Genomic DNA, 26,095 nt, shown 5'->3' on the forward strand with positions numbered 1-26,095 from the left:
GAAAAACAATATGCCGACGACATCTCTACGCCGCCGCGAGCGGCAACGCATGCTTTCCATGGCGCTGGTCGCGTCGCCCCTGACGCTGTTTGCCATTGCAGCCAAGGCAGCCTGCGTGACGACTGGCGCCACCACCACGTGCGACGCCACTTCTCCCAATCCGTGGTCGCAGACGGTTGGCACCGGCAACAACGCTGCGGAAGACAACCGCACGGTGACCGTGCAATCGGGCAGCACGATCAGCGTGGGCAGCGCCAACGCGATCAGCCTGCGCGACGGCGCCAACATCAATGTGCAGAACGGCGCGACCGTCAGCAACAACGCCACCAGCGGCCCAGGCCTGTTCGGCACCGGCAACAACACCATCGAGTTCCGCAGCAACGGCACGCTCACGGTGGACCAGGGCGGCAGCGTGCTGTCCAATGGAAGCCAGCGGAACGGCGAGGCCGTCAACGTGATGGGCTCGGGCAACACCGTCATCAACAACGGCACGATCCGCTCGAACACCGCCGCCGCCATCTGGTTCGACAACCTGAGCGGCAGCACACCATCATCAACAATGAGACCGGCGTCATCCAAGCGAACGGCAACGTGATCGGCAGTTCGGGCAACGCCAGCGTCGACTTCACCAACAAGGGCGCCGTGATCGGCAACCTGGTGTTTGCCGGCGGTAACGACACGCTGCGCCTGTACACCGGCTCGACCATCACCGGCAATTTCAACGGCGGTGGGGGTTCCAACACGATCTACCTGAGCGGCGCGGGCGACAGCGCACTGCCCGGCAACATCAGCAACTTCCAGACGCTCATCAAGAACGACACCGGCACCTGGACGCTGACCGGCACCGTGAGCGGCGTGAAGAACGCCACCGTGCAGCAGGGCACGCTCATCCTTACCGGCAACAACGCCGCTTACACCGGCAACATCACCGTGGATGCGGCGGGCACGCTGCAGGGGCGAGCGCAGAGCCTGATGCCGACCATCGTTAACAACGGTCTCGTACGCTTTGACCAACCGGATACCGGCACGTATGCGGGGCTCATCTCCGGCGCGGGCGCGGTGGAGAAGACCGGCGCCGGCACGCTCACGCTCGCCCCCACGGCAGCTGGCGGCAACACGTATGCGGGCGGCACGCGCATCAACGGCGGTACGGTGGCCATTGGCGCCGACAACGCACTGGGCGCGGCGACCGGCGGCGTGTCGTTTGACGGCGGTACGCTGCAGCTCACGCAGAACGTCGACCTCGCAGCCGCGCGTGCCGTCACGCTCAACGCGGGCGGCGGCACGATCGATACGCAGGGCTTTGCCTCGACGCTGTCGCAGGGCATCACGGGCAGCGGCGCGCTGACCAAGCTCGGCAGCGGCGTGCTCACCCTGAATGGCAACAACAGCGTGGGCGGTGGCACGACCGTCGCGGCCGGCACGCTGGTGGTGGGCGATGCCACGCACGCCAATGCGTCGCTTGCGGGTGGAACGCTGGTCAACAGCGGCGCCACGCTGGGCGGCTTCGGCAGTGTGAGCGGCAGCGTGCGCAACGATGGCACGCTGGCTGTGGCCGATGCCGTGCCGTCGCTGGCGGGCGGCGGCAGGGGCACGTTCACCATCAACGGCGCGCTGTTCAACACGGGCACCCTGCAGGTTGGCGGCGCAGGCGTGGGCAATCGTTTGGCGGTCAACGGCAGCTTCATGGGGGCCGGCAGCACGCTGGCGCTCAACACACAGCTGGGTACCGACAACTCGCCCACCGACCAGCTCGTGCTGTCGGGCGGAGGCGCTGCGGGCAACACGGCGGTGCGCGTCACCAACGTGGGTGGCGCGGGCGCGCAGACCACGGGCAACGGCATCCAGGTCATCGCGGCCGTGAATGGCGCGACCACGCAGGCCGGTGCGTTTGCGCTGGCCGCCCCTGTGGTGGCAGGTCCGTACGAATACACGCTGCACCGTGGCGGTACGGGCTCGGCTGATAGCTGGTACCTGCGTTCGACGCGTCCGGCCCCGGACCCGGACCCCACGCCGAACGTGACCCCGGATCCGACCCCGAACCCGAATCCGAATCCGCCCACGCCGGACGTCACGCCGGACCCGAACCCCATCACCCCGCACGAGGTGCCGAACTACCGCCCCGAGGTGTCGCTGTACACCGCCGTGCCGTCGATGGCGCTGATGGTTAGCCGCGCCATGCTCGACACGCTGCACGAGCGCGTGGGTGACGAGACGCTGCTGCGCACCGGCGTGCCCAATGGCGACAAGAATGGCGGCAAGGCCTTCAACGGCGCCTGGGCTCGTGTGATCGGCCAGAAGGGCAGCCGCATGTCGGACGGCGGCATCTACGGCGCTGACGGCCCGGCCTTCGACTACCAGCTTGCCGCCGTGCAGCTCGGCAGCGACCTGTACCGTGCGCAGAACGCCGACAACAGCCGCGACCACGCCGGCGTGATGTTCTCCACCGGCCGCATCACGGGTGACGTCACGCATGCCGACGGCACCAATGCCGGCAGCAACGGCATCAACGCCACCACCGTCGGCGTGTACTGGACGCACTTCAGCCCCAGCGATTGGTACGTCGATGCCGTCGCGCAGGGCACGCGCTACGACGTGAAGTCGTCGCCGACGCGCATGGCGGGGCTGACCTCGCATGGCCTGGGCTATGCGCTGTCTCTGGAAACGGGTTACCCGATCGCGCTGGACAACCGCTGGCGCGTCGAACCGCAGGCGCAGTTGATCTATCAGCGCATCGGCCTGGCCGATGGCTCGGACCCGGCGGCGCAGGTGCGCTTCGGCAACGTGCAATCGCTGCTCGGCCGCGTTGGCGTGCGAGTGGCGAAGGACTGGGGCGACACGCCGGAGCGTCCGCGTTCCACGTGGTTCCGGGCGAGTGTGTGGCAGGAGTTTCGCGGTACGAGCACGACATCGTTCTCGTCGGCCGACGGCTGGGTGCCGTTCACTTCGAGCATGCCCGCCACCGTGCTCGACCTGCAGGCCGGCGTGACGGCGCAGTTCACGCGCACGGCATCGTTCTATGCCAGCGTGGGGTACCAGATCAGCTCGGACGGCCGCCTGCACGGCTACGACGGCAAGCTCGGCGTGCGCTGGAACTGGTAAGGCAAGCATGCCGTGCCATGCAGTAACCCTGTGGATGCCAGGGCTTCCTGCTGCACCACAACAATCAACGGGGAGCCCAGGTGGCTCCCCGTTGTGCTTGGTGCCAAGCCATCGGCAGTGGCTTGCGAATGTTGCTCACGCAAATCGGCTGTTGTTTGCCGCTACAGGAATTCGTGAAAACCCTAGGAAACCCGCGCCAGTCTTAGCGATTGGTTATTTTGCGCGAAAAGCCTACGCTTACTGCGTAGTTCTACGTGTGGCGATTGCGTACAGGTGCGAATGGTCTTGGAGCACGGGCGGGATCAGAGTGCGCCCACAACGACAAGACGGAGCCTGACTCCGGAAGCATCCGCCCGCAATCTCTTGCGTGGCACCTCACCGGTTCAAAACAACATCCGAAGTCCCCATCAGGAGACAACCATGAAGTTCTTGCTCGCACTGCCTTTCATCGGCCTGCTGTGGGTGCCGTTCTACAACCAGGAAACGCCCATGCTGTTCGGCTTTCCGTTCTTCTACTGGTACCAGTTCATGTGGGTGCCGATCACCTCGCTGCTGATCTGGATCGTCTTCAAGAACGGTCAGAGCAAAGGAGAAGAATGATGGACGGACAGATCAACTGGACCGCGCTCGCCGTCTTCATCTTCTTCTTCGCACTCGTCACGGTGATGGGTTTCATCGCCTCGCGCTGGCAGCGCGGCGATTCCGACAAGGGCGCGCACATCGACGAATGGGGCCTGGGCGGCCGCAACTTCGGCACCTGGATCACGTGGTTCCTGGTCGGCGGCGATTTCTACACCGCCTACACCGTGATCGCCGTGCCGGCACTCGTGTATGCGGTCGGCGCGTATGGCTTCTTCGCGCTGCCGTACACGATCCTGGTGTACCCGATCGTGTTCCTGATCATGCCAAAACTGTGGAAGGTGGCGCATGCCAATGGCCACGTCACGGCGGCTGATGCGGTGTACGGCCGCTACGGCTCACGCTCGCTGGAGTTTGCGGTGGCGCTGACCGGCGTGGTGGCGACGATGCCCTACATCGCGCTGCAGCTCATCGGCATGGAGGTCGTGATCAAGGCGCTGGGCCTGACGGGCGAGCTGCCATTGGCGGCCGCGTTTGTCATCCTGGCGCTGTACACGTACTCCGCCGGCCTGCGTGCACCGGCACTCATCGCTTTCGTCAAAGACATCATGATCTACATCGTGGTGCTGGTGGCAGTGGTGCTGGTGCCGGCCAAGCTCGGCGGCTACGGCGCGGTGTTTGCCTCGGCGCATGACGCGTTTGCCGTGAAGGGCGGGGCCACGGGCCTTACGCTCAAGTCTGCGCAGTTCCTGCCGTTCGCCACGCTGGCCATCGGCTCGGCGCTGGCTGCGTTCATGTACCCGCATACGCTCACCGGCGTGTTTGCGGCGCGCAGTGCAGACACGGTGCGCAAGAACGCGGTGTTCCTGCCGGCCTATACCGTGCTGCTGGGTTTGATCGCGCTGCTGGGCTTCATGGCGTATGCGGCAGGCATCAAGGTCACCAACAACAACGACGTGGTGCCCGCGCTGTTCAACGCGTTGTTCCCGAGCTGGTTCACCGGGTTTGCGTTCTCGGCCATCGCCATTGGTGCGCTGGTGCCGGCGGCCGTCATGTCGATTGGCGCGGCCAACCTGTTCACGCGCAACTTCTGGAAGCCGTATGTGGCACCAGACATCACCGCCGCCGGCCAGGAAAAGGTGGCCAAGGTGATCTCGCTGATCGTCAAGGCGGGCGCCCTGGTGTTCATCCTGTTCCTGCCGACCAAGTTTGCGCTGGATCTGCAACTGCTGGGCGGTGTGTGGATCGTGCAGACCTTCCCGTCGGTCGTGTTCGGGCTGTTCAACATCTCCAACCGCTTCCGCGCACCGGCACTGCTGGCCGGCTGGGCGGCCGGCATGATCAGCGGCAGCTGGCTGGCGTTTTCTGATGGCATCAAGCCTGTGCACACCTTCGTGATTGGCGGTGACAAGTACACCGTCTACACGGGCCTGGCGGCACTGGTCTTCAACATCGTCGTGGCGGTGGTGGTACAGCTGATTTTCGGCAAGCGCGGGGAAGAAGCGCCCGCGCTGCGCAAGTCGGCGGGTTGATTGACGCGACGCGTTGCGTAGACACAGGGCCGGTGCCGAAGGGTGCCGGCTCTTTTGTTTGGGGCTTTGCGTTTGAGCGGATCGAATATGGCCGGTCAAGCGTTGATGGAACGACAGGCGGACTGGTGGCCGATCTTCCGGCATGGATCCTGACCAACCTGTGTTTGGGGTTGCGGTCACCCCGGCAACCTAGCGGCGTTGCAGGCCAATTGCGCAGGTAACGTGGCCCACCACACCGACGGGCGCAACCTGCAGTGGCAGCGTGATCACACGGCGAAGCCGAATTCCGTTGGGGGTGCCCGTCTATGAGATACGCGAGACTCGATCTGGTCAGAGGGGGCAGTGCGCTGATCGTTGTTGCGGAGCACCTCCGTAACGCGACCATGGTGGACTTCCAGCGTGCCTCGCAGAGTCCCGCCTGGATCAAGGGCTTCTACTTTGTGACGGGGCTGGGCCATCAGGCCGTGGTGGTCTTTTTTGTTCTCAGCGGATTCTTCGTGGGGGGCGCAGCGCTCAAGGCCGGCATACAGTTCCAGTGGACCACGTACCTGTCCGCACGCCTGTCCAGGCTCTGGACCGTACTCATTCCCTGCCTGTTGCTCACGTATGTGGTCGACAACGTTGTCTGGGCCACCGCACCCAGCGTGCTTGATGGCGCGTTCGCCGAAACATGGCATTCTGCTCCGCAATCGGGTGCCTATGACGCGAGCCTCGCAACAGCCGTGGGCAACCTCTTGTTCCTGCAGACCATCGTGGTCCCGGTCTATGGCTCCAACGGCCCGCTCTGGAGCCTGGCCAACGAGTTCTGGTACTACATGCTGTTCCCGTTGATGGCGATGGCGGCGGCGAAAATCGGCGAGCGCCCTACGGTGATGCGCCGATTGGCATGTGCGCTGCTGGCTGTGCTCGTCCTGTGTTTCATACCGTTTTCGATGCTGTCCGGATATATGGTCTGGCTCCTCGGCCTGGCCGTGTTTGCGGCAAGACGCGAACTCGTGGCGTTTATGGCATGCCATTTTCGCGCCGCGGCGGCGGGGTTGTTCGGGCTGTTTGCCGCATGCCTGGTGTTGAGCCGGCTGCGCATCATTCCCGGTGTCGCGTGGGGTCTTCCCGATCTTCTGCTGGGCTCTGCGTTTGCCGCGGTTTGCGCGGTGTTGATCGTTCCCGGCGCGCAGCATGCGGCTGAGAGCCGCTTCGACCAATTCTCGAGCGCCCTGGCGCAGTTGTCCTACACCCTCTACTTGTCGCACTTCCCGCTTGTCATGCTGATCGGCGCCGAGTTCTACAGGAATGAGCGCATGCCGGCCAACGGCGCCAGTGTGCTCGTCTTCACGGGCTGGCTTGTCCTGCTGCTGTGCGTGTGCTGGGCCCTGTGGTGGCTATTCGAGAGGAACACGTCGGTGGTGAGGCAATACGTCGATCTGCTGGTCGGACAGGTTTCAGCCGCACGGCGCCGCAGTCGCATTTGATGGCGAGCGGCTCTGGGCTCGCCATCAGTGCGGTATCAGGCGCCTGCACGCCCCTGGCGCTGCAACACGACATGCATCGCCTTGTCGGAAGCCACGGATTCAACGCACACGTATCCCAGGGCCCGCAAGTCGATCCCCTCGAACAGCGGCTCTCCGCGACCGAGCAGCACTGGCGAGATCGCAAGGTGCAACTCGTCGATCAGCCCCTCGCGCAGATACTGCCGGATCGTGCCCGGCCCACCGCCGATGCGCACATCCATGCCGGCGGCGGCCTCGCGTGCCCGGTCGAGCGCTTCGTGAATGCCGCCGGTGATGAAGTGGAACGTCGTGCCGCCTTCCATCTCAATGGACGGGCGCGCGTGGTGGGTCAGCACGAAGACGGGCACGTGATACGGCGGGCTGTCTCCCCACCAGCCTTTCCACTTGGTATCCGGCCAGTCGCCACGGATGGGGCCGAACATGTTGCGTCCAAGGATCCACGCCCCGACGTTCTGAAAGCTGCGGGCGGCGAAGCCATCGTCCACCCCCGTTGTGCCGCCGTCCTTGCCGAACAAGGCTCGCTGGAATGTGCGTGTCGGCACCAGCCACTGGTGCAGCTCCGTCCCGCCCACGCCGAGCGGATTGTCGATGTCCTGATCCGGCCCCGCTCCGTAGCCGTCGATTGAGAGGGTGAAGCCTGCAACGCGAACGTGTGTCATCGTGTGCCTCCGGTTAGGGGCCGGCAGGTCATCCACGCATGCCGGCGTCCGGACATGCATCTTAGTACCGCGCCGTTGTTTGCAGGTACCTACAGCGATTGGCGGGGAAGTGCCGCTGTCATTTAAAATCGCGCACTTTGCCCGTACTCCCATGTGGTTCAAGAACCTTCAGCTTCATCGTCTTCCGGCACCCTGGGCCGTGACCCCCGACCAGCTTGAAAAGTGGCTGGCACCGCACGCGTTCCAAGCGGGCAACAGTGTCGAGAAACAGACCTCCGGATGGGCGTCGCCGCGCGATGACGGTGCGCTCGTGTATTCCGTCAACCGGCAGATGCTGCTGGTGTTTCGCTCGGAAAAGAAGTTGCTGCCGGCGTCGGTCGTCAATCAGGTGACCAAGGCCCGCGCGCTTGAGATGGAAGAGCAGCAGGGCTTTAAGCCCGGCCGCAAGCAACTGCGTGAACTCAAGGAGCAGGTGACCGACGAGTTGCTGCCGCGCGCGTTCAGCATCCGGCGCGATACCCGCGTGTGGATCGACCCGGTCAACGGCTGGCTCGTCATCGATGCCGCTTCGCAGACGCTTGCCGACGACATTCGCGGCCTGCTCGTCAAATCGATCGATCAGCTGCCGCTCACCAGCGTGCGCGTGGCGTATTCGGCCGTGGCCGCGATGACGGAGTGGCTGCTCTCCGGTGAGGCACCGGGCGGATTCACCGTGGACCAGGACGCCGAACTGCGCTCAACCGGTGAGGGCGGCGCCACGGTGCGCTACGTCGGCCACGCGCTCGAAGCCGACGATATGCGGCGCCACATCGAAGCCGGCAAACAGTGCATGCGCCTCGCGATGACGTGGGACGACCGGGTCTCGTTCGTGCTGACGCCGTCGCTGACGATCAAGCGCGTCACGCCGCTCGACGTGATCAAGGAAGCGGCCGACCCGACCGCGCAGAACGACGACGAGCGCTTCGAATCGGACGTCACGCTGATGACGGGTGAGCTGGCCAGGATGCTGGCCGATCTGGTGGAGATCCTGGGCGGCGATCAGAACGACACGGTGCAGCAGGCGGCCGCCTGAACTGCATTGGCCGTCGACGCCGTCATCCCTGAACATCGGTGATGGGCGCGGCGATCTGCGGCCACACCAGCCGCTCGAACGTAGCGGCCGGCACTGGCGTGGAGTAGAAAAAGCCCTGGGCGAAATCACAATCGACGGCCTTGAGGAAATCCCGCTGCTCGGCCGTCTCCACACCCTCGGCAATGACTTCGAGCCCCAGTTTATGCGCGAGAACGACCACCGCCTCGCAAAGCGCCTGGTTGTCGACGTCAAGGCTCAGGTTGTGGACGAACGAGCGATCGATCTTCAGGTAGTCGACGTCGAAGCGCTTGAGATAGGCGAGCGACGAGTAACCGGTCCCGAAATCGTCGATCGAGATCCCGATGCCTGCGTCGCGCAAGGTCAGCAGCGTTTCGTCATTTCGCGATTCGGCCTGCAATAGCAGCCCTTCGGTAATTTCCACCACCACGCTCTGCGCGGGCATGCCTTCGCGCGCGAGAAAATCCGACCAGCGCGCACACAACTGGCTGTCCTGCCGCATCTGGACCGGCGACATGTTGACGCTGATCTGGAACGACGGATCGAAGCGGTCGCGCCATTGGCGGGCCTGCTGTACCGCTTGCCGGAACACCCAATCGCCAATGGGGACGATGAGCCCCGTATCTTCCGCCAGAGAAATGAAATCGAGCGGGCTGATCGTGCCGCGCTCGGGATGCCGCCAGCGGATCAGCGCCTCCGCCTTGCAGACCTCGCCCGTCGCCAGGTCGATGATGGGTTGATAGCAGACCTCGAACTGCTCGCTGGGCAGCGCGACGCGCAAGTCGCTGGTAAGCCGCAGGCGCCGTTCGGTCTCGACCTGCATGTCGGGCGTGAAGTAGCTGAAGCGGTTGCGCCCGGCATTCTTGGCCGCATACATGGCCTGATCGGCGTTCTTGAACAGCACGTCGAGATCGTGCGCGTCGTCGGGGAAGAACGTGATCCCGACGCTGGCGGAAATGAACGCCTCGTCCGCGCCGAGCTGAAATGGGTCGGCCAGTCTGCCGATGATGGTTCGGGCGATTCGCTCAACGTCCTGGGCGTCGTCCAGGCGGGGCAAGATGATGGTGAACTCGTCGCCGCCAAGACGGGCAACCGTATCCGATGGGCCCACGCACGCACTGATGCGCTTGCCGGCCTCGATCAGCAGCCTGTCTCCCGTGTCGTGCCCAAGCGAGTCGTTGACCTCCTTGAAGCGGTCGAGGTCGATCAGCATCAACGCCATGCGCCGCCTGGAGCGGCCCGGTTGCCTTGCTTCGTGCGCGAGCCGTTCATGGAACATCTGGCGGTTGGGCAAGCCCGTCAGTGCATCGAAGTTGGCCTGTTTCCAGATGGTGGCCTCGAACGCCATCCGGTCGGAAAGATCGCGGCCGACCGCCAGCACGGAAGTCACATTGCCGGACCGGTCGACCTCCGGCGTGATTCGGATGTGCGAGCATTGTTCCCGCCCATCCCTGCCGGCCCATTTCAGTTCGAAATGGGCACTCGTTCCACTGGAAATGACTTCGCTGATGACGCTTTCATAAATGCGTGCGTTGGCGCCGCCGGGCAGTTCCGAGGGCCGCTTGCCGAGCGCCTCGGCCAAGCTGCATCCCAACGCGGTACAGAACGCCGGATTGGCATAGATGCGGCGGAATGCGCGGTCGTAGCGGGCAATGGTGTCGGGCGAGTTCTCGATCAGCGTGCGCGATTCGCGCTCGCGTGCGACCAGTTCCGCCGTCCGCTCGACGACAGTTTGCTCGAGCGAGGCGTTGATCTCGTTGATCTTCTGGATCTTCTGCTGGATCGCATCGCGCATCTTTTCGAAGCGCTGCGCGAGCCTGCCGAGTTCGTCCCTGGCGCGTGGCCCGGCACCTGCCTGCGCCGCTTCGTCCAGCTGGGCGCCTGCATCGTCGCCGGTGTCGTGCACCTTGCGCACCAGCTCCCTGAGCGGCGCGGAAATGCTGTGCGAGATGAAATACGCCAGGAAGATCGACAGCAGAAACCCCGAGATGCCGACCAGGACAATCTGGTTGCGCACCGCCTGCGCCTCGACCGTCAGCGTTTTCTCGGCGATCGTGCTGACCACGAACCACGTCGTGCCCGGGATTCTCGCGTAGGCAGCCAGGTAGCGTCCGCCGTGTTCGCCAGCCACTGAAACGAGGCTGCGCACTTCGCCCGATGTCGCGTTGTGCGCGATGTTCTCCAGCAGGCGGGGTTCCGGATTCGCGCCGGCGTTGTCCGATGCGTCATCGGGCCGGATGACCACCTTGTTGCCGTTGGTATCGAGAATGTAGATCTGCGTGCCGCTGCCCGTGGCCACGTCGTTGAAGATGGTCGAGAAATAGGCCGGGCGGACGATCAGCACCAGATTGCCGAGCTGCTGGTTGCTGTTCTTGCTGATGATGGCGCGTACCACCCCCAGGTTTTGCTGGCCGACACCGTTGTCGTAGCTGCCCCAGTAGGTTCGCTCGTTCGTGTTCTGCGCTTGCCTGACCAGGTTTGTCACGCCCTGGGTCAGTTGCGCGGCCGCCTGGGTATCCAGAATCCGGTTGTCCTTGTCGAGCAGGTACTTCTGGTTGATGAAATCGACCGATCCGTAATGTTCGAGAAGCAGGCGTGCCATGTCCTGGCGAGCGTCACTCTGTTCCTTGGCGTTGCCGCGCTCGGCCCGGGAGAGCGCGTCCTGAACGCGGTTGGAGAGCACCAGCAGGTTGCTTTCGGTCTCGATCTGCTGCATGCGCAACTCGATGTTTCTCGAGACTTGCTTGACCACCTCCTTCGAGAAAATCTCGGCATTCTCCTGGATCGCCGCGATCGATTTCACATACGAGAGGCAACCCGAAATGAAGATCGGCAGCAGGGCAAGCAGGATGAAAGCGGCAATCAGCCGGTACCGGATCTCAACACGGCGAAGCAGGTCCTGTGAGAGATAGTCGAGCGCGCGTGCCAGCAACCTCGTGATGGAATTCATTTGTAGTGCATCTTCGCTTCATTCTTGACCGATTGGTCGAGGTGCTTCGCCGCCTGCCTGGGCGTCATCTTCTTGAGCAGCACGTCCTGCATCAACCCGTGCAGTGACTCGAGCGTGTTCGATGGCAGCGTTGAGTAATACGGGCTGGCCGTCACCGGGTAGCGGCTGGCTGCGTTCGTATAGTCGACGATTTCCCGGTCGCTGACGGCTGTTTCCGCGTCGTGCTGGAATGGCGAGATGTTGTGGCGCTTCTTCTGCAGGATCGGGAAACCCTTGCCGGCGATGAATTCAAGAAAGCGCATCGCGGCCGCCTTGTTGGGGGTCTCGCTCACGGCAAAGCCCGTTTCGCTGCCGAGCACGGGCACCACCGGTTCGCCTCGCGCATTCCATGGCGGAATGAACACACCCGTCGCAAAGCGGTTGCCATGCAGCAGCAGACCCGCCGCCCAGCTGCCCTGAAAGGTCATGGCCACCTTGCCTTCCTTGAAGAGCTGCATGCCGTCGTCGTAGCCGGTCGACATGAATGCGGGCTGGACGTAGCCGCGCTCCGGCAGCAGCGCCATCTTGGCGAAGATATCTGCAACCTGCGCAGTGTCGAGGTTCAGCGTGCCCTCGGCCATCTTGCTTTTCCAGTTCGGCTCGTGCGCGACCACGTTGTTGGCGAAACCTGAAGCAAACGGCCCGTTCCCGAGCATGTTCGGAAAGCCGCCATTCAACATGATCGGCGTGAACCCAGCGCGTTTGAGCTGCGCACACACGCGCAGAAACTCGTCGAAGTTCGTGGGCACCTTCTCGACGCCTGCTTTCGCGAACATATCCCGGTTGTAGTAGATCATCGTCGTCGCGACGCCACCCGAGATGCCGAACGCCGTGCCGTGGCGGCTCGTCCAGTCGCGCCTGAGCGGTGCCAGCACGTTCTGCCACGCCACTGTCTGGCTCACGTCGGCAAGCACGTTCTGGTCGGCCAGCTCGGCTGAATAGGCGTTCGGGTTGACGCTCAGCACGTCGGGCAGCATGCCGGCGGCGACGCGCGGTTTGATGTTCTCTTCGACCGAGTTGCCGATCATGAACTGAACGTCCACGCGCACATCGGGATTGAGCGCGCTGAACTCCGCCGCGATCTGGAGCATCTGTTCGGGCCAGTCCGGCGCCCAGATCAGTGCGGTAATGGTGGTTCGGTGCGGCGGGGTGGAACGGGGGGTGGCGGCGTCCTGCTGGTGGCAACTACACAGCGCCAGCAAACCGATCAGGCCGGATAGCAGCCGGATAAAGTGGCTTCGTTGCACGTCACGCTCGCTTTCAGGTTCGGTAGGAGCCGGTCGGGCGCGCGACGGGGAAATGCATCGCGCGGTCGCCCGTCGATCAAAGCGCTCGATATTGCCGCCTATGCGTTGCCTGCGGATGACCAAAAGTGCCAGTCACGGCGGCCAGGCTGCGAAGTCCGTGCGGGAGCCAGAATGCGGAGAGGGAATAGGACGGCAAGCAAGCTGATTGACCGCAACAGACGCCAACCTGCATATCGGCAGCGAGCACGAATCCTTTAATTCGCAAAGGGGCGTCGATGCGTGTTTCTCCGGTAGGCGCGACGTGGCCAGGCGCGTGAATTCTCGCTTCGTGCGAAGGTGGCCTGCCGAAGCGGAAACGTTTGGTGCCGGAGGATCAGATCTTCAACCGGCCTGCAGCCTTGTAAGTACAGAGGTTCACGCCAGACGGCGTTGTCTGTGTCTTGACGGGTTCGAATGCGCACGGAGGCGTTCCCTCCGCAAAGAAGCGCTTCCCGGCACCCACCAGGACGGGATAGACGATCAGCAGGAGTTCATCCACCAGCCCGTGTTCGAGCAACGTCGATGTCAGCGTGGAACTGCCCCACAGAATCAGGTCTGGGCCTGCCTGCGACTGGATGCGGCGAATGCCTTCGACAAGGTCCGGGCCCACCCACTCAAACGGGCCCCATTCAAGACTTTCCGGACGATGCGTTACGACGTATTTGGTGGCCGCATTCAAGCTGTCCGCCATCGGGCTGCTCGGTGCCTTGGGCCAGTAGGCCGACCATATGTCGTAGGTACGACGGCCGAGCAGAAGATCGAAGTGCGCCCCATGCTCGGCGAGGACAGCATCCCGGCCTTCGGGGGTCCGATAGGGCGCGGTCCAGTCAGCGTAGGGGAAATCGTCCTCGCCGGAGGTCTGGATTACACCGTCCAGCGAGATGTGCTCCATGAGCTTGAGGTTTCGCATGGTGTCTCCTGCATGGTGGCCGCTCCGGTCTTTTGTCTGCTTATGGCCGGGTTCAGACTAACCTTCTTCACATACCAACGTCGTGCTTGCCCTTAGCCTTTCACATAGGAACGCGGAGCCCAGCATCGAGCTGAGCTCTGCGTTTCATTTCGCGGTCCTGCCTCTCTTTGCCTCACTAGCATCACAGGTCGCGAGCCCGCTGACGCATGACGGCGCGTAACAGCGGGCGCCGTGAGGGGATCCGTCGCACAAAGCCACTACAATAGCGCCCCTTTGCCGGTGGCGCCCGCTCCTGATATCCCGTGCAGGCGCGTGCCTCCCGCTGCACTCGAGAAGCCACAATCCTATGATGTCAAACGCTTGCGGCGTCGATTTCGGTACGTCCAACTCCACCGTCGGCTGGCTGAGATCGGACGCACCCACCCTGCTGCCGCTCGAAGACGGCAAGGTTACGCTGCCTTCCGTCATCTTCTTTCACGCCGAAGACCCGCTGGTCAGCTACGGCCGTGCCGCGCTGACCGACTATCTTGCCGGCTACGAGGGGCGCCTGATGCGCTCGCTCAAGAGCCTGCTCGGCACGTCGATGATGGATGACAGCACCGAGGTCATGGGCCAGGCCATGCCCTTCCGCAAGCTGCTGGCGCATTTCATCGGCGAACTCAAGAGGCGCGCCGAGCGCGCCGCCGGCCATGAATTCCGCCGCGCCGTGCTGGGCCGCCCGGTGTTCTTCATCGACGAAGATCCCAAGGCCGACCAGCTCGCCGAAGACACGCTGTCGGAAATCGCGCGCGACGCCGGCTTCGACGAGATCGCCTTCCAGTACGAGCCCATCGCCGCCGCGTTCGACTACGAGGCCGGCATCAGCGGTGAAGAACTTGTGCTGGTGGCGGACATTGGCGGCGGTACGTCGGACTTCTCGCTGGTGCGCCTGTCGCCCGACCGCGCGAAACGCCCTGACCGCCGCGAGGACATCCTCGCCAACGGCGGCGTTCACATCGGTGGCACCGACTTCGACCGCGCCTTGAGCCTAGCCAGCGTGATGCCGCTACTGGGCCTGAACAGCACGCTGCGCAACGGCAAGGCGATGCCGTCCGGCCAGTATTTCGACCTGGCGAGCTGGCACACCATCAACCACGTGTACACGCGCAAGGCGTGGGCGGTGGTGATGGACAATTACCGAGATGCCGCCGACACCGAAAAACTCGACCGCCTAATCCGCCTGATCCGCGAGCGGGCCGGCCACTGGCTGGCCATCCAGGTGGAAGCCGCGAAGATCGCGCTGTCGGACGCTCCGGTGGCGGAGATCGACCTGCACCGCATCGCGCCCGCGTTGAAGCAGCCCGTCACGCGCGAGGACTTCGACCAGTCGATTGGGAAGCTGGTCGGCAAGACGGTCTCCACGGTGCAGGCGATGCTGAAGACGGCGGGCGTCGCAGCGGAAGCGGTCGATACCATTCTCTTCGCCGGCGGCTCCAGCGGGGTGCCGTTGCTGCGCGAGCAACTGGCGCAAGTGCTGCCGTCGGCGCGGCGCGTCGAGGGCGACCTGTTCGGCGGGATCGGTTCCGGCCTGGCGCGCGATGCGGCGCGCAAGTTTGGCTGACGGGCTGAAAGGCTGGGGGCGGCAAGACGTTTTGAGCGTAGTCGACGTGCTGACATTGGAACCCCGGAGATGCAGCTCACCTTGAGACTGGGGTGGTCACCGGCGCGGCGAACGACCGCTTCTGGCCGAATGTGGACATCGGCGTCCGCCCGCCAGGACTTCCGCGCTTGATCCGCGCGACAGCGTATGAATAGCGACCCAGGGCGTTCAACGATCCGACCGCTCGACGACGACCTCGCTGACCTGGAGCACCGGCGTGATGTCGGTGTAGTTGGCGATGTCGCCCAGGATCTCGGCGCGGTGCTCTTGTATGGCAGCCTCGTAGTCTTCGACCGAATCACAGAAGAACGCGCACATCGCCACGAAGGCGGGCGGTGCACCGGGCGCTCCGCCGGCCAAGCCTTTTTCGACGGTGTAGTACGCGCAGGCACCGCCCAGCCGGGCCTTCACCATCGGCATGTGCCGGTCGCGGTAGTAGGCGTGGTCGAAGCGCGCGCCTTCGGTGTACGGGTACATCACGTTGACTTTGATCATGCGGTTCTCCTTGCCATCATTGGCGTCGGCGCCCCGAGATTCTCGTGACTGCCGACGATCCGACCGGCCTGAACCCGTTCAGGCTCCTCCGGCATCCATCGCGGATTCACGCTTGCCAGACTGCATACCCGTCCTCGCGCAATCCGATCGACAACTCCACTTCCATCTCCCGTGCTGCCTCGTAAGGCATCGGGTTGAAGCACTCGTACAGCTCCGGCATCAAGCGCAAGCCATACTCCCGCACAAACCGGTTCGCTTTCAGCCCCGCCTTGTGTTTGTCAAAGCGCACGTCCGGTGATTGCCCTGTCATGCCGACATAAACGCAAGGCTTGTCGCCAAGGTAATCGGGATTGGCTTTCACGAAGCGCGTTTCGGCCAACACTTGCCGCGACAGCTCGACGACGTAGACGTGGTGATGGTGACGTGGCATTGAAGAAGTCTTCGACAGCGAAGAAGCGGACTGTGAGCATTGATCGTAGCGCCAAGACACTTCTTCGGCCACTGCGAGTCGAACATCGGGTCTCGGCGTGCCCGTAATGCATCGCTCCGGACAGTGGAAGCGGAACGATGAATGGCCGAAACTTGCCGACAGCGGTCATCGGCCGCTTCTATCAATAAACCGCCCTTGCCTTAAACTCACCGCCTCCCGCAACACCGAGCTAACGATATGAAGAAGGCAGGACGAATCAAATCCTGGAATGCCGAGAAAGGCTACGGCTTCATCGACGTGCATGCGGACCTCAAGGATGTCTTCTTCCACGTTACGGCATTGCAGACGCGTTCTGTTCAGCCGAAGCCGGGTGACCGTGTCAGCTTCGAGCTGACGCGAGGAAAGGACGGCCGGATGCAAGCCGTTGGCGTCGTGATTGCGGGCGCCCCGAAGTCGAGCAAGGACACAGGCGCAAGCTGGCTGCCCCCGCTTCTCGGCTTGGCTGCTCTCGTGGGCATCGTCGTGAGCGCCCTTGGCGGCTATCTCCCCCGGCAGGTGGGCATCGCCTGCGTTGTTGCCAGCATCGTTGCGTTTGTGGCGTATGCCGTCGACAAGGCACGCGCGAGTCGCAACGCATGGCGCATTCGCGAGACCGATCTTCACCTGATCTCGCTTTGTGGTGGCTGGCCGGGCGCGCTTGTCGCCCAGCACTTGCTTCGACACAAGAATCGGAAGCAAGAATTTCAGGTCACCTTTTGGACCACCGTTGCCTTGAACATTGGCGCGGTCGTGCTCTGGAAAACGTATTTCTCAGCCTGAATAGTCATCCTGCTGCGAACAAAAAAAACGCCAACCCATCGGGTTGGCGTTTTCGCTTTGGGTACAACCAGTTTTTAGTGGAACTGGTTCATCGTGTTGTCCTTACCCGCGGCCTTCAGCGCTGCTTCACCGCTGAAGTATTCCTTGTGGTCGTCGCCGATGTCCGAGCCCGACATGTTCTGGTGCTTCACGCAAGCGATGCCCTGACGGATTTCCTTGCGCTGCACGCCAGCCACGTAGCCGAGCATGCCCTGGTCGCCGAAGTATTCCTTGGCCAGGTTGTCGGTCGACAGCGCAGCGGTGTGGTACGTCGGCAGCGTGATCAGGTGGTGGAAGATGCCGGCTTCGCGCGATGCGTCTGCCTGGAACGTGCGGATCTTCTCGTCGGCTTGCTTGGCCAGTTCGGTGTCGTCGTACTCGGCGCTCATCAGTTGGCCGCGCTCGTAGGCCGACACGTCCTTGCCGGCTTCCTTCATGGCGTCATACACCTGCTGGCGGAAGTTCAGCGTCCAGTTGAACGACGGGCTGTTGTTGTACACCAGCTTGGCGTTCGGGATGACCTTGCGGATCTCGCTCACCATGCCGCCGATCTGGCCGATGTGCGGCTTCTCGGTTTCGATCCACAGCAGGTCAGCGCCGTTCTGCAGCGAGGTGATGCAATCCAGCACGCAGCGTGCTTCGCCCGTACCGGCGCGGAACTGGAACAGGTTGCTCGGCAGGCGCTTGGGGCGCAGCAGCTTGCCGTCGCGCTTGATGACCACGTCACCGTTGCCCAGCTGATCCGCCGACAGCTCTTCGCAGTCGAGGAACGAGTTGTATTGGTCGCCCAGGTCGCCCGGCTCGTTGGTCACGGCGATCTGCTTGGTCAGGCCAGCGCCCAGCGAGTCGGTACGCGCCACGATGATGCCGTCGTCCACGCCCAGCTCCAGGAATGCGTAGCGGATCGCGCGGATCTTGGCCAGGAAGTCCTCATGCGGCACGGTGACCTTGCCATCCTGGTGGCCGCACTGCTTCTCGTCCGACACCTGGTTCTCGATCTGGATGCAGCATGCACCCGCTTCGATGAACTGCTTGGCCAGCAGGTACGTCGCTTCAGCGTTGCCGAAACCAGCGTCGATGTCGGCAATGATGGGCACGACGTGCGTGACGTGGTTGTCGATCTTCTCTTGGATGGCGGCGCGGGCGGCGGCGTCCTTGGCAGCGTCCAGCTCGCGGAACAGGCCGCCCAGTTCACGGGCATCAGCCTGGCGCAGGAAGGTGTACAGCTCGCGGATCAGCGCGCTGACCGACGTCTTTTCGTGCATCGACTGGTCCGGCAGCGGGCCGAACTCCGAGCGCAGCGCAGCGACCATCCAGCCCGACAGGTACAGGTAACGGCGTTCGGTGCTCTTGAAGTGCTTCTTGATGGAGATCAGCTTCTGCTGGCCGATGAAACCGTGCCAGCAACCCAGGGACTGCGTGTACTTGGCCGGATCCGCATCGTAGGCGGCCATGTCGGCGCGCATGATCTTGGCGGTGTACTTGGCGATGTCCAGGCCCGTCTTGAACTTGTTCTGCGCGCGCATGCGGGCAGCGTACTCGGGGTTGATCGCGTTCCATGCGCTGCCGTGGTTCTCTTTCAAACCGGCAACTGCCTTGATGTCGTCTTGATACTGGGCCATGTCAATTTCCTGGAAGTAAAGCGCGTTGGAGAGGAAAGGGTTGCGTGTTCGGGTGCGTCTATCGAAGCAAGCAGCGTGGAATCATTGTAGGGCGGATTTGGTGCGGCGCGACAAGGTCTTATATAAGACATAAGACTTATGTTTTCTTTATTTTTCAATGGGTTATGCGATGAATTTTGCGATGCGGAATGCTTTTTCAGAAAACGGGAAGGCGGCGTCGGGAAATTCCGGCGCAAATTTCGCAATGTGAAACGCGCTTTCAGGGTCGGAGATGGTGCCCGTGCAATGGCGGTCGACTTTCGCGGCGCGTTCAACAAAAAAGCCGCCTTGAAGGCGGCTTTTCCTGCTCGAGATCGGCATGGACCTTTCTGCGGCTAGATCAACGTGGAATCATCATCAGAGTAATCACTACCGCCCAAATCGCTATCGTCGAGCAGACCCAGGCTGTTGTCATCGCGCGAGGCCGTGTTGCGATTGCCGCTGTCGCCGTCGTAGTAGTTGTTGATGACCGTTTCCGTGGTGCCACCCATCAGCGGCTGCTGACCAAAGAAGCCGCCGCTGCTGTTGTGGTGGAACAGGTTCTCGATACCCTGGAACAGGAGCGCGCCGCCTGCCACGCCGGCTGCCGTGGTGGCGATGCCGCCCAGCGTGCTGCCCAGGCCACCGCTCAAAAAGCCGGGGCGCGCGGGTTGGGCCGGGGCCGGTTGGGCGGGGGCGGGCATCGGCATGGGTGCGGCTTGCGGCTGCGCATACCCGGGGTTGGGCGCGGCACCCGTGGCGTGGCTGCCCCAGTTGTTGGCCGAATCCATGAACGACGTGTTGCGGGCGGCCTGTGCTGCCTGCAACTGGCTCTGCAGCGCGGCAATCTGCGCCTGGGCCGATGCCAGTGCCTGGTCGAGCAGCATGGCGCGCTGCACGAGCAGGTAGGCGGCATCCGGCTGGCGGGCGGCCGCTTCCAGAATGCGGGCTTCGGCCTGCGGGTCTTTTGCCCCGGCGCGGGCTTGCGTGAGTTGGGCCAGGAAGTTGTCCAGGGCTTGCAGTTCTTGCGGGGACATGGCGCGGGTTCCTATCAGGGTGGGTGCGACGTGTCCAAGGTAGGGGCCAAGTCTTAAACCACAATTAAGGCCGGGCGGGTTCTTGTGTAACGGCCTGTAACGCTAGGACGCGGCCCGATACTGGCTGGGGTTGGTGCCCGACACCTTGCGCATCAGGCGCCGCAGCGCGGTGGCATCTTCATACCCCACGGCTTCGGCCACGCGGTCGATGGTCATGCGGCTGGATTCGATCAGCATGCGGGCCCGGTTCAGCCGCACGCTCTGCACCAGGGCGAGGGTGCTTCTGCCGGTGGCCTCCCGCACGTGCCGAGACAGCGTGCGCTGCGACATGGCAAATTCGTCGGCCAGGGTTTGCACGCTGGGCGGGTTGGGCAGGGCGGCTTCAATGCGCGCCACCAGCCGGGCGACGAGCGCGTTGCCATTGGCCAGCATGGCGGGCACCACAAACGGCGCCTGCGCGTGGCGCCCGTCGATCAGCAGCACGCGCCCGACGGCATCGGCCAACGCCACGCCAAAGCGCGTGCGCAGCAGGTGCAGCATCAAGTCTGTCTGCGCAAAGGCGGCGCCAGCAGTGCTGATCGGGCCATCGGCGCAGACCATGCGGTCGGCATCGACGGTGCATGCGGGTTCCAGTTGCCGCAACGTGGCGGCCAGCCACCACGACGTTGTGACGCAGCGCCCCGGCAGCAACCCCGCTGCCTGCAGCAGAAACACCGCCGAGCACGATGCCGCCACCTGCCCGCCGGCCGCTACCTGTGCGGCCAGGGCGCGTGCGGCCCGGAGGGCGTCGTCTTGCGCCAGGCGCGTGGCAATCACACCGGCATGGTCTAGGCCCAGGCCGGGCACGATCCAGGTACTGCCATCGGGGCGGGGGCGTTTGGGCAGCGTCGCCGCCTCCACCTGCATGCCGCTGCTCAGGCGCACGCTGGGCGCGTCGGCCGATACCACGCGTCAGGTGGGGCGTGCGGCCTTCGTGCGTGGGGCAAGCGTGGACGCCGCCTGCAGCACGTCCAGCGTGGCCGCCACGCTGGTGGCATACGCGCCGGAGAGTACGAGGATGGTGAAATCCGTCATGACCAAATTTGCCTGAAAGATGTCGAAATCGACACTGCCAGTCTAGCGGCCGAAGGCGTTCAATGCAGGCATTTCCACAGCACGCACGGTTGCCCGCATGCCGAACATTCTCGTCAAGATTCCCGCAGACACCTTCAATGGCGCCGCCCGCGCAGCGCTTGCACGCCGCATCACCGCCGCTGCCGCGCAGGCCGAACAGATTCCCGATGACCCACGCAGGCGCGCGACAACCTGGGTGGTGATCGAGGAGGTGCCCGCCGGGTCGTGGTGGTGCGGCGGGGGGGAGGTGGCAACGCAGATGGTGCCGTGCATGGCCATCGCGCACGTGCCGGCGGGCGTGCTGGATGCCGCTGCGCGGGCGCTGTTCGTGCAGCAGATGCACGAAGCCTTTGCGCAGGCGCTGCCGACGGCCGATGGCCGGCGTGTTGTGACCTCTGTGATGTTGCACGACGTGGCCGACGGCACCTGGGGTGTGAACGGTGCGCTGTGGGCGCTGCCCGATTTCGCCAGGGCAGCGGGCTATGCGCACTTACAGCACCTCGTGGCCTAACCCTGAGCCCATCAACCGGAGCCCGCGCATGACACACCACCACCCGCAGGAAGACGACCGCCTGGAAGACTTCACCCGCCGCCAGATCACGTTGGATGGCACCACCAAAACCGTGTACGTGGCCGGCACCGGCCCAGGCGTGATTGTCATGGCGGAGATGCCCGGCATCAGCCCGCACGTGGCGCGGTTCGCGCGCTGGGTGCGCGATGCGGGGCTCACCGTCTACATGCCGTCCTTGTTCGGCCGCGATGGCGCGGTGCCCGAGGCGGACGCCGGCGCGGAGGTCTTCCGCCACGCGTGCGTGAGTGCGGAGTTCCGCGCGTTTGCGGCCAACCAGTCGAGCCCGGTTACGCAGTGGCTGCGCGCGCTGGCGCGGCTGGCCCATGCGGAGTGCGGCGGCCCCGGCGTGGGCGCCATCGGCATGTGCTTCACCGGCAATTTTGCGCTGACGATGATGCTGGAGCCGGCCATGCTGGCGCCGGTGTTGTGTCAGCCGTCTTTGCCGTTGAACGAGCCCGGCGGCATCGAGATTGCGCCGGAGGACGCTGCCGCCGTGCGCCAGCGGCTGGAGCGCGAAGACCTGACCGTGCTGGCTTACCGGTTTGAGGGTGACCGCTTCTGCCGTACCCAGCGCTTTGCCGCCTATGCCGAGGCGCTGGGGGATCGGTTCGTGGCGCGGGTGTTGCCCGATAGCGCCGCGCACCCGAACCCGCCGCCGTTTTTTGCGCAGCATGTGCCTTGTCCGCACAGCGTGGTGACCGCGCACCTGATCGATGTGGCGGGCCAGCCTACGGTGGCCGCGCGTGACGAGATTCTGGCGTTCTTCCGGCAGCGGCTGGCTTGAGTAGGGACTCACCTACTGGTGTGCACCCGCCGCCACCTATTTGGTGTAAACCCCCGGGGCGACGTCCGAGCAAATTACTTTACAACTAAACTATTCATGACTAATGTAATACCGCACTGAACGCGGAGCCGTTGTCATGAAGATCGTCTGTATTGGTGGTGGGCCGGCTGGCCTGTACTTTGCCCTGCTGATGAAGCTGCAGGACCCGTCACACGACATCACCGTGGTGGAGCGCAACCGGCCGTATGACACCTTCGGCTGGGGCGTGGTCTTCTCTGACCAGACGCTGGGCAACCTGCAGCGTGCCGACGCCAAGAGCGCCGCGCAGATTCTCGATGCCTTCAACCATTGGGACGACATTGAAGTCCACATCCGCGGCCAGGTGGTGCGCTCGGGCGGCCACGGTTTCTGCGGCATCGGGCGCAAGCGCCTGCTGAACATCCTGCAGGCGCGCTGCGAGGAAGAGGGCGTCAAGCTCGTCTTTGAAACCGATGTGCAGGATGACACCACCTATGCCGATGCCGACCTCATCATCGCCAGCGATGGCCTGAACAGCCGCATCCGCACCAAGTACGCGGCCACGTATCAACCCGATATCGACACGCGCCGCTGCCGCTTTGTCTGGCTCGGCACGCACAAGCTGTTCGAGGCCTTCACCTTTGCGTTTGAAGAAACCGAGCACGGCTGGTTTCAGGCGCATGCGTACCGCTTTGACGACAACACCTCCACCTTCATCGTGGAAACGCCGGAAGAGGTGTGGCGCGCGGCCGGGCTGGAGACGATGGAGAAGGAAGACGCCATCGCCTACTGCGAGCGTCTGTTCGCCAAGTACCTCGATGGCAACAAGCTGATCTCCAACGCCACGCACCTGCGCGGCTCGGCGCAGTGGATCCGCTTTCCGCGCGTGGTGTGCCGGCATTGGGTGCATACCAACGAGAACAACACGCCGGTGGTGCTGATGGGCGATGCGGCGCACACGGCGCACTTCTCGATCGGCTCGGGTACCAAGCTGGCGCTGGAAGATTCGATTGAGCTCGCGCGCAGCATCGGCCAGCACCCGGGGGACCTGAAAGGCGCGCTCGAACACTATGAAGCCGTGCGCAGTGTGGAAGTGCTGCGCATCCAGAACGCGGCGCGCAATTCGACCGAGTGGTTTGAGAACGTCGACCGCTACGCCAGCCTGCCGACCGAGCAGTTTGCGTATTCGCTGCTCACGCGCAGCCAGCGCATCAGCCACGAAAACCTGCGCCAGCGCGACAAGCGCTATCTCGAACAGTTTGAAGACTGGATTGCCGAGCAAGCCGGTCTACCGGGTAGAAGCCGCGCGCCCGAGCACGGCCCCGTGCCGCCGATGTTCACGCCCTTTACGGTGCGTGGCGTCACGCTCAAGAACCGCGTGGTGGTGTCGCCCATGGCCCAGTACTCGTGTGTGGATGGCCAGCCGGCGGACTACCACCTCGTGCACTTGGGCGCGCGCGCCATGGGCGGTGCGGGGCTGGTGATGGCCGAGATGACCTGCGTGTCGCCCGATGCGCGCATCACCCCGGGCTGCCCGGGTTTGTGGAACACCGAACAGCGTGATGGCTGGGCGCGCATCGTGCAGTTCGTGCATGCCAACAGCGATGCGAAGCTCGGCGTTCAGCTGGGCCACGCGGGCGCCAAGGGCTCGACGCGCGTGGCGTGGGAGGGCATCGACCTGCCGCTGGATGAGGGGCAGAACTGGCCGCTCATCTCGGCATCTCCCCAGCAGTATCTGGATGGCGTGAGCCAGTGGTCGCACGCCATGACGCGTGACGACATGGACCGTGTGCGTGATGACTTTGTCCACTCCGCACGCTTGGCCGCCGAGGCCGGTTTCGATTGGCTGGAGCTGCACTGCGCGCACGGCTACCTGCTGTCGTCGTTCATCTCGCCGCTTACCAACCAGCGCAATGACGAATACGGCGGCTCGCTGGAAAACCGCCTGCGCTTTCCGCTGGAAGTTTTCCAGGCGGTGCGCGAGGTGTGGCCGAGCACCAAGCCGATGTCGGTGCGCATCTCTGCCCACGACTGGGTGGAAGGCGGCATCACGCCGGACGATGCGGTGCAGATCGCGCGCATCTTCAAGGCCGCGGGCGCGGACATGATCGACTGCTCGTCGGGCCAGGTCAGCAAGAAGGAGCAGCCGGTGTACGGCCGCATGTTCCAGACGCCGTTTGCCGACCGCGTGCGCAACGAGGCGGGCATCGCCACGATTGCCGTGGGTGCCATCTCCGAGGCGGACCACGTCAACAGCATCATCGCCGCCGGCCGGGCGGACCTGTGTGCCGTGGCGCGTCCGCACCTGGCCAACCCGGCCTGGACGCTGAACGAAGCTGCGCGCATCGGTTACCTCGACATGCCGTGGCCCAAACAGTACCGCGCGGGCAAGCTGCAACTGGAGCGCAACCTGGAGCGCGAACGCGCGATGGCGGCGCAGGCGGCGGGGTTGTCTCCGCTGGAACAGGCCAACCGCATGCAGGGGGTCTGACGTGACGATGCTCGCAGGACACCACGCGGTTGTAACGGGCGCAGGCCGGGGGATTGGCGCGGCGATTGCCGCACAACTGGCCGCGCAGGGCGCCACGCTCACGCTGATGGGCCGCAACGCGGCGGTACTGGAGGCGACGGCCAAGACGTTGCCCGACAGCGCCCGCGCGCAGGTCGTCACCTGCGACGTGACGGACGCGGTAAGCGTGTCGGCGGCGTTTGAGTCGGCGCGCGCTGGGCTCGGCCCCATCTCCATCCTCGTCAACAACGCAGGCCAGGCCGAGAGCGCACCGTTTGCCAAGACCACGCTCGACCAATGGCAGCGCATGCTGGCCGTCAACCTGACGGGCACGTTCCTGTGCACGCAGGCGGCGCTGGCCGATGTGCAGGTCTCGGGCCGTGGCCGCATCGTCAACATTGCGAGCACGGCGGGGCAGCGTGGGTATGCGTATGTGTCGGCGTATGTGGCGGCCAAGCATGGGGTGATTGGCCTCACGCGCTCGCTGGCGCTGGAGCTGGCCGCGCGCGGCGTCACCGTCAACGCGGTGTGCCCCGGCTATACGGAAACCGACATCGTGCGCGAGAGCATCGACCGCATCGTCGCCCGCACAGGCCGCAGCGCAGAGGAAGCGCGGGCCGAGCTGGTGAAGGGCAATCCGCAGGGCCGGTTGATCGCGCCCGATGAAGTGGCCAATGCCGTGGTGTGGCTGTGCTCGGATGGCGCGTCGTCGATTACCGGGCAGGCCATCTCGGTCTCGGGCGGGGAGGTGATGTGAGCAAGCCGCGCAAGACTGCACTCGCCACCCGCACATCCGGCTATCACGCTGTCGCGCAAGCGCTGGGCGACGAGCACATCGGCCTGGAAGCCCGCGCGCATGTGGACGACCACATCGACGTGAAGATCTGGCTGCGCTTGCTGGCGTGCAGCACGCAGATCGAACAGCAGATCCGCCAGCGCCTGCGCACGCGCTTCAACACCACGCTGCCGCGCTTCGACTATCTGGCCCAGCTCGATCGCCACCCGGAAGGCCTGCGCATGAACGTGCTGTCGCGCTATCTGATGGTGACGGGCGGCAACGTCACCGGCCTGACCGATCAGTTGGAGAAGGAAGGGCTTGTCAAACGTGAGGCGGATCCGGATGATCGCCGGTCCTTTCGCGTGCTGCTGACCGACGCCGGCCGCCGCCACTTTGCCGAAATGGCTGCCGAGCACGAACGCTGGCTGATCGAGATGTTCGACGGCCTGGGCGTTGCCAACAAAGACGCGCTGTATGCGCAGCTCGGCCACCTGCGCGTGCACCTCGCGCAGCGCGAGGAAGAGCTGGACGCCCGCGACGATCAACCCTGAACGAACCCGACCCAACC

The 26,095-nt window shown here is 64.2% G+C and carries 24 protein-coding genes; 13 read left to right on the forward strand and 11 right to left on the reverse strand.

Annotated elements, in window-relative coordinates:
- The first annotated feature begins 10 nt into the window (after positions 1-10).
- The 5 genes from NG900_RS20650 to NG900_RS20670 all read left to right on the forward strand — a co-directional run bounded on the left by NG900_RS20650 (position 11) and on the right by NG900_RS20670 (position 6,682).
- Positions 11-595 (forward strand): hypothetical protein, encoded by a 585-nt coding sequence (locus NG900_RS20650; protein WP_252683226.1) that lies wholly within the window; start codon positions 11-13, stop codon positions 593-595.
- The gene (locus tag NG900_RS20655) at positions 592-3,102 is read left to right on the forward strand and encodes an autotransporter family protein (RefSeq protein ID WP_252683227.1); all 2,511 of its coding nucleotides are present in this window, start codon (positions 592-594) and stop codon (positions 3,100-3,102) included. The genes NG900_RS20650 and NG900_RS20655 overlap by 4 nt, the downstream gene beginning before the upstream one ends.
- A 420-nt stretch (positions 3,103-3,522) precedes the next feature.
- Positions 3,523-3,702, forward strand: a complete 180-nt coding sequence (locus NG900_RS20660; protein ID WP_252683228.1) for a DUF3311 domain-containing protein — start codon at positions 3,523-3,525, stop codon at positions 3,700-3,702.
- Positions 3,702-5,213 (forward strand): monocarboxylate uptake permease MctP, encoded by a 1,512-nt coding sequence (gene mctP / locus NG900_RS20665; protein WP_252683277.1) that lies wholly within the window; start codon positions 3,702-3,704, stop codon positions 5,211-5,213. The genes NG900_RS20660 and mctP overlap by 1 nt, the downstream gene beginning before the upstream one ends.
- A gap of 305 nt (positions 5,214-5,518) precedes the next feature.
- Positions 5,519-6,682 carry an acyltransferase family protein gene (locus NG900_RS20670; RefSeq protein WP_252683229.1) on the forward strand — a complete coding sequence of 388 codons (1,164 nt, stop codon included), beginning with the start codon at positions 5,519-5,521 and terminating at the stop codon, positions 6,680-6,682.
- Positions 6,683-6,717: 35 nt separating this feature from the next.
- On the opposite strand, the gene NG900_RS20675 is transcribed toward NG900_RS20670, so the two are convergent.
- On the reverse strand, positions 6,718-7,380 hold the full coding sequence (locus tag NG900_RS20675) for a dihydrofolate reductase family protein (RefSeq protein ID WP_252683230.1): 663 nt from the start codon (positions 7,378-7,380) through the stop codon (positions 6,718-6,720).
- Positions 7,381-7,531: 151 nt separating this feature from the next.
- Between NG900_RS20675 and NG900_RS20680 the strand changes: the two genes are divergently transcribed.
- On the forward strand, positions 7,532-8,452 hold the full coding sequence (locus NG900_RS20680; protein ID WP_252683231.1) for a recombination-associated protein RdgC: 921 nt from the start codon (positions 7,532-7,534) through the stop codon (positions 8,450-8,452).
- A gap of 22 nt (positions 8,453-8,474) precedes the next feature.
- Here the strand turns inward: NG900_RS20680 and NG900_RS20685 are convergent, their stop codons facing one another.
- From NG900_RS20685 to NG900_RS20695, 3 genes are all read right to left on the reverse strand, one after another.
- Positions 8,475-11,420 carry a bifunctional diguanylate cyclase/phosphodiesterase gene (locus tag NG900_RS20685; protein ID WP_252683232.1) on the reverse strand — a complete coding sequence of 982 codons (2,946 nt, stop codon included), beginning with the start codon at positions 11,418-11,420 and terminating at the stop codon, positions 8,475-8,477.
- Positions 11,417-12,706 (reverse strand): ABC transporter substrate-binding protein, encoded by a 1,290-nt coding sequence (locus NG900_RS20690; RefSeq protein ID WP_252683233.1) that lies wholly within the window; start codon positions 12,704-12,706, stop codon positions 11,417-11,419. The genes NG900_RS20685 and NG900_RS20690 overlap by 4 nt, the downstream gene beginning before the upstream one ends.
- Positions 12,707-13,079: 373 nt before the next feature.
- Complete coding sequence (locus NG900_RS20695; RefSeq protein WP_252683234.1) at positions 13,080-13,655, reverse strand: dihydrofolate reductase family protein; 576 nt, start codon at positions 13,653-13,655, stop codon at positions 13,080-13,082.
- A gap of 346 nt (positions 13,656-14,001) precedes the next feature.
- On the opposite strand from NG900_RS20695, the gene NG900_RS20700 reads away from it, so the two are divergent.
- Positions 14,002-15,255, forward strand: coding sequence for an Hsp70 family protein (locus tag NG900_RS20700; RefSeq protein ID WP_252683235.1), 1,254 nt, complete (start codon positions 14,002-14,004; stop codon positions 15,253-15,255).
- 207 nt (positions 15,256-15,462) lie between these two features.
- On the opposite strand, the gene NG900_RS20705 is transcribed toward NG900_RS20700, so the two are convergent.
- Together NG900_RS20705 and NG900_RS20710 are read right to left on the reverse strand one after the other, a co-directional pair.
- Positions 15,463-15,789, reverse strand: coding sequence for an EthD family reductase (locus NG900_RS20705; protein ID WP_252683236.1), 327 nt, complete (start codon positions 15,787-15,789; stop codon positions 15,463-15,465).
- A 106-nt stretch (positions 15,790-15,895) separates the two neighbouring features.
- Positions 15,896-16,219: a hypothetical protein gene (locus NG900_RS20710; RefSeq protein WP_252683278.1), complete on the reverse strand. Its 324-nt coding sequence runs from the start codon at positions 16,217-16,219 to the stop codon at positions 15,896-15,898.
- Between the two features lie 237 nt (positions 16,220-16,456).
- Here NG900_RS20710 and NG900_RS20715 point away from each other — a divergent pair, with 237 nt between their 5' ends.
- The gene (locus NG900_RS20715) at positions 16,457-17,038 is read left to right on the forward strand and encodes a DUF1294 domain-containing protein (RefSeq protein ID WP_252683237.1); all 582 of its coding nucleotides are present in this window, start codon (positions 16,457-16,459) and stop codon (positions 17,036-17,038) included.
- Positions 17,039-17,112: 74 nt separating this feature from the next.
- Here the strand turns inward: NG900_RS20715 and NG900_RS20720 are convergent, their stop codons facing one another.
- From NG900_RS20720 to NG900_RS26640, 5 genes are all read right to left on the reverse strand, one after another.
- Entirely contained in the window at positions 17,113-18,699 is a 1,587-nt protein-coding gene (locus NG900_RS20720; protein ID WP_252683238.1) for an isocitrate lyase, read from the reverse strand.
- A 162-nt stretch (positions 18,700-18,861) separates the two neighbouring features.
- Positions 18,862-19,059, reverse strand: a complete 198-nt coding sequence (locus NG900_RS20725) for a hypothetical protein (protein ID WP_252683239.1) — start codon at positions 19,057-19,059, stop codon at positions 18,862-18,864.
- 14 nt (positions 19,060-19,073) lie between these two features.
- The gene (locus NG900_RS20730) at positions 19,074-19,754 is read right to left on the reverse strand and encodes a DUF2076 domain-containing protein (protein ID WP_252683240.1); all 681 of its coding nucleotides are present in this window, start codon (positions 19,752-19,754) and stop codon (positions 19,074-19,076) included.
- A 102-nt stretch (positions 19,755-19,856) separates the two neighbouring features.
- A complete protein-coding gene (locus NG900_RS20735; protein WP_252683241.1) occupies positions 19,857-20,678 on the reverse strand; it encodes a GlxA family transcriptional regulator in 822 nt (273 codons plus the stop codon).
- Between the two features lie 27 nt (positions 20,679-20,705).
- Complete coding sequence (locus NG900_RS26640) at positions 20,706-20,828, reverse strand: hypothetical protein (RefSeq protein ID WP_289813896.1); 123 nt, start codon at positions 20,826-20,828, stop codon at positions 20,706-20,708.
- A 97-nt stretch (positions 20,829-20,925) separates the two neighbouring features.
- On the opposite strand from NG900_RS26640, the gene NG900_RS20740 reads away from it, so the two are divergent.
- The 5 genes from NG900_RS20740 to NG900_RS20760 all read left to right on the forward strand — a co-directional run bounded on the left by NG900_RS20740 (position 20,926) and on the right by NG900_RS20760 (position 26,078).
- Positions 20,926-21,378, forward strand: coding sequence for a tautomerase family protein (locus tag NG900_RS20740; RefSeq protein WP_252683242.1), 453 nt, complete (start codon positions 20,926-20,928; stop codon positions 21,376-21,378).
- Between the two features lie 28 nt (positions 21,379-21,406).
- Entirely contained in the window at positions 21,407-22,222 is an 816-nt protein-coding gene (locus NG900_RS20745; protein WP_252683243.1) for a dienelactone hydrolase family protein, read from the forward strand.
- 136 nt (positions 22,223-22,358) lie between these two features.
- On the forward strand, positions 22,359-24,731 hold the full coding sequence (locus NG900_RS20750) for a bifunctional salicylyl-CoA 5-hydroxylase/oxidoreductase (RefSeq protein WP_252683244.1): 2,373 nt from the start codon (positions 22,359-22,361) through the stop codon (positions 24,729-24,731).
- A 7-nt stretch (positions 24,732-24,738) separates the two neighbouring features.
- Positions 24,739-25,506 (forward strand): SDR family NAD(P)-dependent oxidoreductase, encoded by a 768-nt coding sequence (locus NG900_RS20755; RefSeq protein WP_252683279.1) that lies wholly within the window; start codon positions 24,739-24,741, stop codon positions 25,504-25,506.
- A complete protein-coding gene (locus NG900_RS20760; protein WP_252683245.1) occupies positions 25,503-26,078 on the forward strand; it encodes a MarR family winged helix-turn-helix transcriptional regulator in 576 nt (191 codons plus the stop codon). Before NG900_RS20755 ends, NG900_RS20760 begins: the two co-directional genes overlap by 4 nt.
- The last annotated feature ends 17 nt before the right edge of the window (positions 26,079-26,095 follow it).

The sequence above is a fragment of the Ralstonia soli genome (genome assembly GCF_023955655.1).
GTDB lineage: Bacteria > Pseudomonadota > Gammaproteobacteria > Burkholderiales > Burkholderiaceae > Ralstonia > Ralstonia soli.

Coding starts and splice junctions, on each gene's coding strand:
- NG900_RS20725 (WP_252683239.1), bottom strand. CDS start 19,059: ATGCCGATCTCGAGCAGGAAAAGCCGCCTTCAAGGCGGCTTTTTTGTT.
- NG900_RS20705 (WP_252683236.1), bottom strand. CDS start 15,789: ATGATCAAAGTCAACGTGATGTACCCGTACACCGAAGGCGCGCGCTTC.
- NG900_RS20685 (WP_252683232.1), bottom strand. CDS start 11,420: ATGAATTCCATCACGAGGTTGCTGGCACGCGCGCTCGACTATCTCTCA.
- NG900_RS20755 (WP_252683279.1), top strand. CDS start 24,739: ATGCTCGCAGGACACCACGCGGTTGTAACGGGCGCAGGCCGGGGGATT.
- NG900_RS20730 (WP_252683240.1), bottom strand. CDS start 19,754: ATGTCCCCGCAAGAACTGCAAGCCCTGGACAACTTCCTGGCCCAACTC.
- mctP (WP_252683277.1), top strand. CDS start 3,702: ATGGACGGACAGATCAACTGGACCGCGCTCGCCGTCTTCATCTTCTTC.
- NG900_RS20710 (WP_252683278.1), bottom strand. CDS start 16,219: ATGCCACGTCACCATCACCACGTCTACGTCGTCGAGCTGTCGCGGCAA.
- NG900_RS20695 (WP_252683234.1), bottom strand. CDS start 13,655: ATGCGAAACCTCAAGCTCATGGAGCACATCTCGCTGGACGGTGTAATC.
- NG900_RS20720 (WP_252683238.1), bottom strand. CDS start 18,699: ATGGCCCAGTATCAAGACGACATCAAGGCAGTTGCCGGTTTGAAAGAG.
- NG900_RS20675 (WP_252683230.1), bottom strand. CDS start 7,380: ATGACACACGTTCGCGTTGCAGGCTTCACCCTCTCAATCGACGGCTAC.
- NG900_RS20670 (WP_252683229.1), top strand. CDS start 5,519: ATGAGATACGCGAGACTCGATCTGGTCAGAGGGGGCAGTGCGCTGATC.
- NG900_RS20750 (WP_252683244.1), top strand. CDS start 22,359: ATGAAGATCGTCTGTATTGGTGGTGGGCCGGCTGGCCTGTACTTTGCC.
- NG900_RS20660 (WP_252683228.1), top strand. CDS start 3,523: ATGAAGTTCTTGCTCGCACTGCCTTTCATCGGCCTGCTGTGGGTGCCG.
- NG900_RS26640 (WP_289813896.1), bottom strand. CDS start 20,828: ATGACGGATTTCACCATCCTCGTACTCTCCGGCGCGTATGCCACCAGC.
- NG900_RS20700 (WP_252683235.1), top strand. CDS start 14,002: ATGATGTCAAACGCTTGCGGCGTCGATTTCGGTACGTCCAACTCCACC.
- NG900_RS20740 (WP_252683242.1), top strand. CDS start 20,926: ATGCCGAACATTCTCGTCAAGATTCCCGCAGACACCTTCAATGGCGCC.
- NG900_RS20715 (WP_252683237.1), top strand. CDS start 16,457: ATGAAGAAGGCAGGACGAATCAAATCCTGGAATGCCGAGAAAGGCTAC.
- NG900_RS20650 (WP_252683226.1), top strand. CDS start 11: ATGCCGACGACATCTCTACGCCGCCGCGAGCGGCAACGCATGCTTTCC.
- NG900_RS20680 (WP_252683231.1), top strand. CDS start 7,532: ATGTGGTTCAAGAACCTTCAGCTTCATCGTCTTCCGGCACCCTGGGCC.
- NG900_RS20745 (WP_252683243.1), top strand. CDS start 21,407: ATGACACACCACCACCCGCAGGAAGACGACCGCCTGGAAGACTTCACC.